Raw genomic sequence first — 11,127 nt, 5'->3', positions numbered from 1 at the left:
CGACCGGATCGGAGCAGAGACGTCCCATCGGCCCAGCATAGGTGCCGGTGCTCACCGCAGCCGGTGCTTCTCCCCCGCGAAACGCACGGCGGGGCCGACAGCGGCGAGTCCCGCGCCCTGCTCCACGACGGGCCCGATGAGCAGGCGATGGGTGGCGGCGTCGACCGCCTGCTCGATGCAGACGCCGAAGTGCGCGAGCACGCCCGGGAGCACGGCATCGCCGTCGGCCGTGCGCGTCACCTCGATCCCGCTCAGCATGCCGATCAGCGGCGCGGCCGGCGTGCCGAAGCGGTCGGCGAGATGCTGCTGGTCCTCAGTGAGGAGGTTCAGGCAGAAGTGGCCTGCCTCCTCGGCGGCCTCTGCTGCTCGGGACATCCCGTACAGGGCCACCAGCATCGTGGGCGGGTCATAGGAGACGTCGAGGAAGGAGTCCACCGTGACCGCCACGTCGTGGCGGCCCTGCCGGGTGGTGAGCACCGCGAGTCCGGCGGTGAGGAGCTCGCTGAGCTCGCGGTAGTCATCCTGGTCGACGGGCTCGCGGGCGCCGCTGGTGCTCTGCGGAGCGGTCACGGTTCAGCGTGCCGTCGGCAGCATGCGGGCACGGGCCGAGGAGGAGTTAACGACCTCCTTGCCGAAGGGGAAGCAGGTGACCGGGATGAGCTTGATGTTCGCCCAGGCCAGCGGCAGTCCGATGATCGTCACGGCCTGGGCGATCGCGGTGCCCACGTGGCCCAGCGCCAGCCACCAGCCGGCGATGACGAACCAGATCACGTTGCCGAGCGTGCCCACCGCGCCACCGCGGCCGGTGTCGACCACCTCGCGGCCGAACGGCCAGATCACGAAGCCGGCGATCCGGAACGACGCCAGGCCGAACGGGATCGTGACGATGAAGAGGCATGCCAGGATCCCCGCGAGCACGTAGGCCAGGAACAGGGCCCAGCCCGCGGTGAGCAGCCAGATGATGTTCAGGAGGAGCGAGAGAACGGTGCGCATCTGGCCACCATAGGCACTCGTCGCGGGCGCGAGAAAGGGGGAGAGCCCCCGGTCCCTCCCGCAGGTCCCCGTACCTCCCGGCAGATCCCCGCGGATCCCCGTACACCGTGCACCGTCGCGTCCTCGCCGCATTCCGTCGAGCATCACGTCCACGCCAGACGAACCGGGTCGCGCTCCCGACTAGGCTTGCCCCATGCCTTCTCCCGAGATCGCGCTCACCCAGCGTTTCCAGTCCGCCTTCGTCGCCGCCTTCGGGCCCGAGTACGCCGATGCGGACCCGATCATCCGCCCCTCCCAGTTCGCGGACTTCCAGTGCAACGCCGCGATGGGGCTGGCGAAGCGCCTGGGGAAGAAGCCCCGAGACATCGCCGCGGAGATCCTCGCCGCAGTGGACCTCGACGACATCGCCGAGACGCCGGAGATCGCCGGGCCGGGCTTCCTGAACATCCGCCTGCGCACCGAGTGGATCGCCGCGCAGGCCGCTGAGCTCTCCGCCGATGCACGGCTGGGCATCCCCGCCCCGGCCGCGGCCCAGACGGTCGTCGTGGACTATTCGGCGCCGAACGTCGCCAAGGAGATGCACGTCGGCCATCTGCGCACCACCGTGGTGGGCGACTCCATCGTGCGCACGCTCGAGAAGCTGGGCCACACCGCGATCCGCCAGAACCACATCGGGGACTGGGGCACGCCCTTCGGCATGCTCATCGAACACCTCCTGGAGGTGGGCGAGGACAGCGCCGAGGCAACGCTGCTGAAGACCGATCCCAACGCGTTCTACCAGGCAGCCCGCGCGAAGTTCGACACCGCGGAGACCGACGGCGCCGCCGGCTCCTCCGAGGACGGCCAGGACGGCCAGGACTTTGCCTCCCGCGCCCGTCGGCGCGTGGCGACCCTGCAGTCCGGGGACGCGGAGTCGCTGCGGATCTGGACGCACCTCGTGGACCTGTCCAAGCAGTACTTCCACCGCATCTACGACATGCTCGACGTGACGCTGACCGACGACGACCTCGCCGGCGAGTCCAGCTACAACGACCAGCTCGAGATCGTGTGCAAGGACCTCGAGGCCGACGGTGTCGCCACGATCTCCGACGGCGCGCTGTGCGTGTTCCCCGAGGGCTTCACCGGCCGCGACGAGCAGCCGTTGCCGCTGATCATCCGCAAGTCCGACGGCGGCTACGGCTACGCCACCACGGACCTCGCGGCGATCCGCCACCGCGTGCGCGACCTCGGCGCCGACCGCGTCGCCTATGTGGTCGGCGCCGCCCAGGAGCTGCACTTCCAGATGGTGTTCACCGCTGCACGGGAGGCGGGCTGGCTGCCCGAGTCGGTCGAGGCGCGGCACGTGAAGATCGGCTCCGTGCTCGGCGAGGACGGCAAGATCCTGCGCACCCGCTCCGGCGCTTCGCTGCGGCTGATGGCGCTGCTCGAGGAGGCCGTGGCGACCGCCCGCACCGTGATCGACGAACTGCGCCCCGACCTGCCCGAGGCCGAGCGGGAGCAGATCGCCCACGACATCGGGATCGGCGGCGTGAAGTACGCGGACCTCTCGACCGCGCACGATTCGGACTACACCTTCGACTTGGACCGGATGCTCGCCCTGACCGGCAACACTGCGCCGTACCTGCAGTACGCCGTGGCCCGCATCCGCTCGATCGGCCGCAAGGCCGAGGCGCAGGGCATCACCGCTGCGGCCGCTCCCCGGGTCGAGAACGGCGCCGAGCGGGCGCTGGCCCTGCAGCTGCTGGACTTCGGCCCGACGCTCGAGCAGGTCGGCGCGGAGTACGAGCCGCACCGGCTGTGCGCGTACCTGTTCTCCCTCGCGCAGGCGTTCACGTCCTTCTACGAGGCCTCGCCGATCCTCAAGGAGAGCGACGAGGAGCTGCGTGCCGGCCGCCTCGCCCTCGCCCAGCTGACCGAGCGGGTCCTCGTCGACGGTCTCGACGCCCTCGGCGTGAACGCACCCCAGCAGATGTGAACGCTCCCGGCGAAACTTCCCGGCGAAAGCTGAGGTGATGACCGTCGGCCGCGCCTCGGAGGGGATGCTCACAGGAGCTCCGTGACCGTTACGTCATCGGATGTTATGCAAATGTGCCCCAGTACAGGGGAAAACCCCTGGTCCGGCGAACGTTTGCTTTCTAACCTTGACTCGTGCCGCCGATCAGAACCCTCCACATCGCCCTGTGGACGGCCTATGCCCTCGTCGTGGTGGTGCATATCGGCAGCCTGCTCGTCGAGGCGGAGACCATCCAGCGGGTGACGCAGCCGCTGTTCGCTCCCCTGCTGATCGCCGTGCTGATCTCGGCGCTGCCTCGCCGCACCCGCACCAGCACCCTGATGCTGATCGGGCTGCTGTTCGCCTGGGCCGGGGACTCCCTCAGCCAGTTCGCGCCCGAGGCGGCGCAGCTGGTCTCCGTGCTCTGCTTCCTCGGGGCGCTGCTGGCCTACTCGGCGGCGCTGTTCCCACTGTGGAACCGCCATCGCGATCCGTTGCGCATCGCCCTGGCGATCCCCTACGGGGGTGTCGTGATCGGCCTGTTCGTGGCCTGCGCCGACGGATCCGGCACTCTGCTGCCCGCGGTCGCCGCCTACGCGCTCGCGCTGGCGGCGATGGCCTTCCTCGCCGCCGGCGGCAACAGCCTCACCTGGACCGGCGGCACCCTTTTCCTGCTGTCCAGTTCGATGCTCGCGATGAGCTGGTTCCTGCCCGGGGCCTCGATCGCCTACAGCGCGGTCTGGGTGATGCTCACGTACACCGTCGGCCATGCCCTGCTCATCGCCGGTCTGGTCAAGGCGATCCCGGCGCGCCGTTGGGCCCCCGCGTGCCGCGCGGGCGCCGCCCTCGTCATCGTCGAGAGCTGAGTCGGGCCGGGCTCAGCCGCGCCGAGGCGTGCCGAGCCGCGACCCGTCCCGGTCCCACTCGCCGGCGAGGACCCGCCCGATGAGCTCGGACTGCTCACGGTGCAGACGCTCGATGTCCTCGCCCTTGCGCATGATCAGCTGCAGCCCCAGCCGGCCGCTGATCTCCCGGTAGTCGAGGTCCACGCCGTTCTCCTCGAGCTGCAGCTTCGCCACCCGGACGTCGGAGAGGAACAGGTCTCGCAGGCCGGCGCTGAGGTGCATCGACGGCAGTCCCTCGAGGGAAGCGTTGATCGGCGAGAGGTCGGGGTCATCCAGCGCGGTGCGGCCCGCGTAGCGCCGGGCGGCGTCCTTCAGCAGCCGACGCTCGTGGACCGGGTCCACCTGATCGGTCTCGGTGATACCGGCGTTGGAGAGCTCGAGATCCAGCCACGGAGACATCACGATCAGCGCTGCCGGCGCAGGGATCTCCGTCTGCTCGCGCAGCCGACGCGCTACGACGACGGCGAGCCCGCCGCCGGAGTGCTGACCGGCCAGCACCCAGGGCTGCCCCGTCAGGCGTCCGTCGGCGGCGAGCGCGGCGAGCACCGCCTCGGCGTCGTCGCGGGCCACGGGATGCTGGTGATCCGGGGCATTGCGGTAATCGATCATCAGCCCCGCGCAGTCGTGGGCGTCAGCCTGCTTCGACAGCCAGGTCCAGTCGCTCGCGAAAGGGCCGGAGACGTACGCGCCGCCATGGAGGTAGACGATGATGCCGCGATCGGCACGGTGCCGGTCCAGCCAGACGGTGCGGGAGCGTCCGATCATCTCGTGCTCCACCGCGTGCGACTTCAGCACATGGCTCGGGGGCTGCGGGCTGCGCGCCTCGCGCAGCGCCTGGTGCGTGAGGGCCGACGGGATCGGGATGCGACGCACCGCCCGCGCTCCGGTGATCACTGCATCGCGGACACGACCCATGACTGCCTCCTACCTGCGACCCGAGGGGTCGCTTCGCTGCGGATGCCTCCAGCGTAACGAACCGGACTGGGACCCCCACGGTGCAGACCCACGAAACTGCTGCACGAACCAGCGGACGGGCACGTGCACGGGCAGGCGTACGAACTGGTGCCCGCAGAGGACCGGAGAGGTCTGGAGAGGTCCGGAGAGATCCGCAGGGAGCCGGGTCCGCCCCGGTCGGCGCCGCCGGTATCCTTCCCTCCATGACGCCCACCCATGTCTCCACCGACTCCGCCCGTGCCGTCGGCCCGCTGCTCGTCCTGGCCGCCATGCCCGAGGAATCGGCGCCGGTGACCGCCCGTCTGGAGGGCGCGGCCGAGCTGCGCACACCGTTCATCGGCGGGGTCTCCGCCGTGCGGGGGATGCTCGCGGGGGTCGAGAGCGTCGTGGTCACCACCGGGATCGGGGTCGCCGCCGCGACGGCCGCGGCGACCTGGGGGATCCTCGCACATGCTCCGCGAGCCGTGGTCGCCGCCGGCTCCTGCGGCGGTCTCGCGGCCGACGTCGAGGTCGGCACCTTGATCGTGGGCGATTCCTTCACCTACTCCATCGCCGATGCGACCGCGTTCGGCTACGCCCCGGGCCAGGTCCCGGGCGGCCCCGAGCGCCACCTCGCCGCCGCCGACTGGGCCGACCGCGCCGAGCACGCCGCCGAAGCCCGAGCAGGGGAGGCCGGATACCGCCGCGGTCTCATGCTCTCCGGTGATGCCTTCGTGACGGCCCCTCTCGCCGACCCGCTGCGCGCGCAGTTCCCGGGCGCGCTGAGCGCGGACATGGAGACGACCGCGAGCGCCCGCACGGCGGAGAGCCTCGCCGTGCCCTTCGTGGCCCTGCGGGCGGTCTCGGACCTGTGCGGCCCGGCGGCCGGTCAGCAGTTCCACCTCGAGATCGCTCTGGTCGCGGAGATCTCCGCAGCGGCCGTCGAGGAGTTCGCCCGCTCGCTCGCCGACTGAGCCGGTCCGAAGACTCCCACCCGGAACGTCCGCCCCGGAGCACCGGAGCAGTGCGGATCGGCCGCATCGGACGGCGCAGGGCACCGGAGCACACACCTCCTGTGGCGCACCTCACGTCGGATTCGACTATCGTGTGGTGACCACCACGGCTGTGAGTTCCGTGCGCCACCGTCGCTCCAGAGGGCTCGCACCGTGCCGCTATCGCCTATACCGTGCTGGAGGCCGTTCTCCCGCGTCACGATCCCATCGCACGCCGGATCGTGGCGAGGAGCGGCCCCGTCCCCATCCCCCACCCGGAACGAGGAAATGTGTCGGCATCCACGGCTCAGAACTCTCCCCCCTCCGCCCCTGAGGGCGCAGGCTCATCAGGCGGCTCCGGAGGCTACGGCCTCTCCAAGCCCGTCTTCTTCTTCGCCGGAGGGATCATCCTGCTGGCAGTGCTCTTCGCGCTGCTGCTGCCCGACGTCTTCAACTCGCTGATCACCACCCTGAACGACACCGTCGTAGCCTCCATCGGCTGGTACTACGTCCTGATCGTCACGGCCTTCGTGGTGTTCGGCATCGTGATCGCGGTGAGCCGGATGGGCAACATCAGGCTCGGCAAGGACGACGACGTCCCGGAGTACAGCGTCTTCTCCTGGTTCGCGATGCTGTTCGCCGCCGGCATGGGCATCGGCCTGGTCTTCTGGGGCGCCGCCGAGCCGCTGACCTTCTTCGCGGACACCGCCGGACCCGGCATCCCGCCGAACGCCGCCGGGATGGACGACCCCGTCCGCGCCGAGCGTGCGCTGGGGCAGACCTTCCTGCACTGGGGCCTGCATGCCTGGGGCATCTACGTGATCGTCGGCCTCTCCGTCGCCTATGCGGTGCATCGCAAGGGCCGGCCCGTGTCCATCCGCTGGGCCCTCGAACCGATCCTCGGCAAGCGCACCGACACCTGGATCGGTGACGTCATCGACATCATCGCCCTGGTCGGAACCCTGTTCGGCATCGCCACCTCGCTCGGCTTCGGCGTGAACCAGATCGCCGCCGGTCTCGATCACCTCGGCGTCCTCCCGAACTCCACGATGGTGCAGGTCATCATCGTGCTGGTGGTCACGGCGCTCGCGACCCTGTCCGCCGCGAGCGGCGTGGACAAGGGGATCAAGATCCTGTCGAACCTCAACATGGGCCTGGCGGCACTGCTGCTGATCGCCGTGCTGATCCTGGGGCCCACGCTGTTCCTGCTGCGCGACGTGGTCTCGAACATCGGCTTCTACCTGCAGAACTTCCTGCAGCTCTCGTTCCAGACGCTGCCCTTCCGTGGCGATGACGGAGCCTCCTGGCTGGGCAGCTGGACCACGTTCTACTGGGGCTGGTGGATCTCCTGGTCGCCCTTCGTGGGCGTGTTCATCGCCCGTATCTCCAAGGGTCGCACCGTGCGCGAGTTCATCACGGGGGTCCTGCTGGTGCCCACCGCGCTGACCTTCCTGTGGTTCACGATCATGGGCGGCACCGCTCTGTACGAAGCCGTCTTCAAGGGCATCGATTTCACCGGGGGCACCGGGGCGATCGACCCGAACACCGCACTGTTCGACACCTTCGCGAACCTGCCCGGCGGAGCGCTGCTCTCCGGCATCGCCGTCGTGCTGGTCTCCATCTTCTTCATCACCAGTGCCGATTCCGGCGCCTTCGTGATGGACATGATCGCGCACAAGGGCGATCCGAATCCGCCGCGCATCACGCGCATCTTCTGGGCCTCGGCCTCGGGCGTCATCGCGGCGTCGCTGATCTGGGTGAGCTCGCTGTCCGGCGATGCGGATGCCTCCGGCATGACCGCGCTGCAGTCCCTGGCGCTGTTGTCCGCGCTGCCCTTCTCGATCGTGATGATCGGCATGTGCATCTCCCTGTGGCGCTCCCTGTCCCACGAGGTGAAGGTCATCGAGAAGCTCGAGCTCCGGCTGCGTCAGCGGGAGTTCATGGAGCGCTATACCGAGGAGATCACCGACGAGGTCACCGATCGCGTCACCGGCGACATCGGCGATCACGTGGAGTCGCACCTCGAGGGCCCCTACGGCCAGCAGATCCAGGACCAGCTGAACCAGCAGGTCGAGGCCCAGGTGGCGGAGCAGCTCTCGACGTACACCGCTGAGCACCCCGCCATCTCGCTCGATGGCGAGGCTCCCGCGGAGTCCACCGACCCCGGCTCCCCCGAGCCGGGCCGCCCGTCCGGGTCAGGTCGCCGCAAGTCCCAGGACCGCTAGCACTGGCGACCGCGGATGCGCTTGGACGGCATCCGCTCAGCACGAGGCCCGGTGGCTGCTGCCACCGGGCCTCGTCACGTTGCAGAGCGTTCAGCGCGCAGCGGCGTGCAGGACCTCGGTGCCCTCCATGAGCGCGCGGACGTTCGCGGCGATCCGCTCGTCGGCCCCGACCGGCCGGCCGCCGGCACCGTGCGGGGTGATCAGCAGGCGCGGAGCATCCCACAGCGGGCTGTCCGCCGGCAGCGGCTCCGGGTCGGTCACGTCGATCGCGGCGCTGCCCAGCGTCCCCGCTTCGAGCGCCTCGCGCAGCGCCACCTGGTCCACGGTCGCGCCGCGCCCCACATTGAGGAAGATCGCGTGATCGGGCAGGGCGGCGAACGCCTCGACGCCGACGGCTCCGGCGGTCTGCTCCGACGCGGGCAGGATGTCGATGAGCACGTCGACCTCGGGCAGCGCAGCGAGGACATCACCCTCGGCGATCACCTCGAAGCCTCCTCGGGTGCCCGCGCTGCGCGCCGCACCGCGCACCTCGGCGCCGAGGGCCTTCAGCGTCGGGGCGAGGGTCTGGCCGATCTCCCCGAAGCCCCAGATCAGCACCTTGGCACCGATCAGAGTGGTGACGCGGTCCGCGGGGTGCAGGGGCTGCAGACCACCGAGCTCGGTGGACCACTCGTGGCGGGCCTGCGCCTCGCGTGCCTCCGGCAGGCGGCGCACCAGGCTCAGCAGCAGCGCCAGAGCGTGCTCGCTGACGGTCAAGGAGTGCAGACCCGCACCCGCGGCGATCACCACGTCCTGCCGGAAGCCGGCGGCGAGGATCCCGTCGATCCCGGCGGAGAGCGACTGCACCAGACGCAGCGACTCGAGGTTCTCGACCGCGGACGTCAGGTGCGTGCGGGAGGGGCCCCAGAGCACGAGCGCCTCGGCGTCGTGGTGCTCGGCGGGGATCTCGGCGCGCGCGTCGACGGTCACGGCCACCCATCCCTCGGGCAGGGCGGGGTTCAGCGGCATGGTGTCAGGCAGGAGGATCTTCATGCCCCCAGGTTACGGCGAGACGGGCCCTGCGTCGCACGGCGCTCACGAGGACGGCCCGCCGCGCGGCCCGGCGCCGACCTGTGCTGAGTAGAGCTGACCTGAGCAGAGCAGGGCTGAGCGGAGCGGACCTGAGCTGGTCCGGGCCAGGCCGGGCCGGGCCGGACCGCATCCGATCAGCCAGAGCGTCGCGCGGGGGCCCGTCCGATACCCTTTCCGCATGCGTTCTGGCTCCGATTCGCCCGTGACCGGCCTCGTGAGAACTCTCGGCAGCACGGCGAAGGTCGTGCGCACCCTGACGAAGCGGACGGAGCATCGCGCCCGCCGCACCGCGATCGCCCGACCGCTGTCCACCGGTGGGTTCCTGGGGGCCTCGGTGACGAGCTGGATCGCGACCTCGCCGAGCATGCTGCCGCGCACCTGGTGGATGTGGACCCTCAACTTCGGCGCCTCCCAGACCTACGGCTACGCCGGCGGTGTGCTCGCCGAGAGGATCGTCCTGCGGATCATGGAGGCGATCGGGCTGCGGATGGAGATCGAGGAGGATCACCGGGACCGTGCGCGCGGCATCGGTGCAGCCGCCCTGGTGGGCATCTCCACCTATTCGTGGGTGCGCGGCGTGCTGCGTCAGCGCGAGATCAGCCACCTGGTGCACGAGGAGCCGAAGAACGTCGCCACTCATGTGGTGGGCAGCCTCGGTGGCCTGGCGGCCTCCGTCGGCGTGCTGGCGACGGTGCGCGGCGTGCTCGCCACTGCTCAGCTGTATCGCGCTCTGCTGCGCCCCTATCTGCCGGCCGGGATGGTGCGCCTCGCCTCGCTGCTGCTGACCGCCGCCACGGTCACCGTGCTCGCCGAGCGGCTGCTGCGCGGCCGGGTGCTCGAGCACATGATCGAGAGCGGCGAGGCCGCCAACCGGCTGATCTCCCCCGATGTCCCCCGGCCCGCCTCCCCGCTGCGCTCGGGCAGCCCCTCCTCGCTGGAGAGCTGGGAATCCCTCGGTGCCCCGGGCCGCAAGATCGTCTCCGCAGGGCCGACCCAGGAGATGATCGCCCGCACCACCGGCGCGGAGGCGAAGGAGCCGATCCGGGTGTATGCCGGGAAGTCGACCTCCCGCACCCTCGAGGAGACCGTGCAGACGGTGCTCGCCGAGTTGGATCGCACCCGCGCGTGGGAGCGCGGGACGCTCGTCCTGTTCACCGGGACGGGGACCGGCTGGCTGCAGGAGTGGTCGCTCTCCGCGATCGAGTTCCTCACCGGCGGGGACTGCGCCACGGCGTCCCTGCAGTACTCCGTCTACACCAGCGGGCTGAGCTATGTGCTGGACCGTCGCACCCCGCAGCGCGCCGGACACCAGCTGTTCCACGCGGTGCGGCGCCGACTGGACGCGATGCCCGAGGAGGAGCGGCCCGCGCTGTACGTGGCCGGGGAGTCGCTGGGCTCCTATGGCGGGAACTCTGCATTCCGGGACGTCCAGGATCTGCTCGCCTCGGTCGACGGGGCGGTGTGGACGGGCACTCCGAGCTTCACGCCGCTCTGGCGTGAGATCGCCTCCCGCAGCCGCCCCGGGGCACCGGCGATCGCCCCGATCATCGAACATGGTCGGCATATCCGGGTGGTCACGCGCCCGCAGGATCTGCACCGCAACTACTTCGGCGGTCTGTACCGGCGCTGGGAGCATCCGCGTGTGGTCTATGCCCAGCACCCGTCGGACCCCGTGGTGTGGTGGCGGCCTTCGCTGCTGTGGGAGGAGCCCGACTGGCTGCGAGAGCGGGTGGGCCACGATGTCACCCCGGCGATGCGCTGGTTCCCCTGGATCACGTTCTGGCAGATCGCGGCCGATATGCCGCTGTCGGTGAAGGTGACCGGCGGGCACGGCCATTCGTACCATGCGGAGATGGTGCCGATCTGGGCCGGTGTGCTCGGCCAGGACTCTCACGGCGAGGGGGAGGCTCTCGAGCAGCGACACCGCCACCGGGCGATCGTGCAGGCCATCCGGGAGATCACCCCGACCACCTGACACGTCAGGGCCTCAGACGCACCGAGTCAAGACGTCTGGC

General features: G+C 70.4%; 9 protein-coding genes. 5 read left to right on the top strand and 4 right to left on the bottom strand.

The window, feature by feature from the left end; translation table 11 throughout:
- Positions 1-51: 51 nt before the first annotated feature.
- Positions 52-570 carry a flavin reductase family protein gene (locus CIK81_RS05840; RefSeq protein ID WP_096196657.1) on the bottom strand — a complete coding sequence of 173 codons (519 nt, stop codon included), beginning with the start codon at positions 568-570 and terminating at the stop codon, positions 52-54.
- 3 nt (positions 571-573) lie between these two features.
- A complete protein-coding gene (locus tag CIK81_RS05835) occupies positions 574-993 on the bottom strand; it encodes a YccF domain-containing protein (RefSeq protein ID WP_114355506.1) in 420 nt (139 codons plus the stop codon).
- A 193-nt stretch (positions 994-1,186) separates the two neighbouring features.
- Between CIK81_RS05835 and argS the strand changes: the two genes are divergently transcribed.
- The gene (gene argS, locus CIK81_RS05830) at positions 1,187-2,968 is read left to right on the top strand and encodes an arginine--tRNA ligase (protein ID WP_114355505.1); all 1,782 of its coding nucleotides are present in this window, start codon (positions 1,187-1,189) and stop codon (positions 2,966-2,968) included.
- Positions 2,969-3,141: 173 nt separating this feature from the next.
- The gene (locus tag CIK81_RS05825) at positions 3,142-3,852 is read left to right on the top strand and encodes a lysoplasmalogenase family protein (protein WP_096166490.1); all 711 of its coding nucleotides are present in this window, start codon (positions 3,142-3,144) and stop codon (positions 3,850-3,852) included.
- 12 nt (positions 3,853-3,864) lie between these two features.
- On the opposite strand, the gene CIK81_RS05820 is transcribed toward CIK81_RS05825, so the two are convergent.
- Positions 3,865-4,806, bottom strand: coding sequence for an alpha/beta hydrolase fold domain-containing protein (locus CIK81_RS05820; RefSeq protein ID WP_114355504.1), 942 nt, complete (start codon positions 4,804-4,806; stop codon positions 3,865-3,867).
- Between the two features lie 242 nt (positions 4,807-5,048).
- On the opposite strand from CIK81_RS05820, the gene mtnN reads away from it, so the two are divergent.
- Together mtnN and CIK81_RS05810 are read left to right on the top strand one after the other, a co-directional pair.
- The gene (gene mtnN, locus CIK81_RS05815) at positions 5,049-5,798 is read left to right on the top strand and encodes a 5'-methylthioadenosine/S-adenosylhomocysteine nucleosidase (RefSeq protein ID WP_096166488.1); all 750 of its coding nucleotides are present in this window, start codon (positions 5,049-5,051) and stop codon (positions 5,796-5,798) included.
- 308 nt (positions 5,799-6,106) lie between these two features.
- Positions 6,107-8,041: a BCCT family transporter gene (locus tag CIK81_RS05810; protein WP_199586298.1), complete on the top strand. Its 1,935-nt coding sequence runs from the start codon at positions 6,107-6,109 to the stop codon at positions 8,039-8,041.
- Between the two features lie 90 nt (positions 8,042-8,131).
- Here the strand turns inward: CIK81_RS05810 and CIK81_RS05805 are convergent, their stop codons facing one another.
- Complete coding sequence (locus CIK81_RS05805; RefSeq protein WP_114355503.1) at positions 8,132-9,073, bottom strand: NAD(P)-dependent oxidoreductase; 942 nt, start codon at positions 9,071-9,073, stop codon at positions 8,132-8,134.
- 217 nt (positions 9,074-9,290) lie between these two features.
- On the opposite strand from CIK81_RS05805, the gene CIK81_RS05800 reads away from it, so the two are divergent.
- Positions 9,291-11,087 (top strand): alpha/beta-hydrolase family protein, encoded by a 1,797-nt coding sequence (locus CIK81_RS05800; protein ID WP_114355502.1) that lies wholly within the window; start codon positions 9,291-9,293, stop codon positions 11,085-11,087.
- Positions 11,088-11,127: the final 40 nt, after the last annotated feature.

This window comes from Brachybacterium sp. JB7 (genome assembly GCF_003335205.1).
GTDB classification, from domain to species: domain Bacteria; phylum Actinomycetota; class Actinomycetes; order Actinomycetales; family Dermabacteraceae; genus Brachybacterium; species Brachybacterium alimentarium.
The sequence above is the reverse complement of the archived record's forward strand: the minus strand, read 5'-3'. Positions and strand labels throughout refer to the sequence as shown.

Excerpts from the sequence above, each read along its gene's own strand:
- argS (WP_114355505.1), top strand. The coding sequence starts at position 1,187 with ATGCCTTCTCCCGAGATCGCGCTCACCCAGCGTTTCCAGTCCGCCTTC.
- mtnN (WP_096166488.1), top strand. The coding sequence starts at position 5,049 with ATGACGCCCACCCATGTCTCCACCGACTCCGCCCGTGCCGTCGGCCCG.
- CIK81_RS05800 (WP_114355502.1), top strand. The coding sequence starts at position 9,291 with ATGCGTTCTGGCTCCGATTCGCCCGTGACCGGCCTCGTGAGAACTCTC.
- CIK81_RS05805 (WP_114355503.1), bottom strand. The coding sequence starts at position 9,073 with ATGAAGATCCTCCTGCCTGACACCATGCCGCTGAACCCCGCCCTGCCC.
- CIK81_RS05835 (WP_114355506.1), bottom strand. The coding sequence starts at position 993 with ATGCGCACCGTTCTCTCGCTCCTCCTGAACATCATCTGGCTGCTCACC.
- CIK81_RS05820 (WP_114355504.1), bottom strand. The coding sequence starts at position 4,806 with ATGGGTCGTGTCCGCGATGCAGTGATCACCGGAGCGCGGGCGGTGCGT.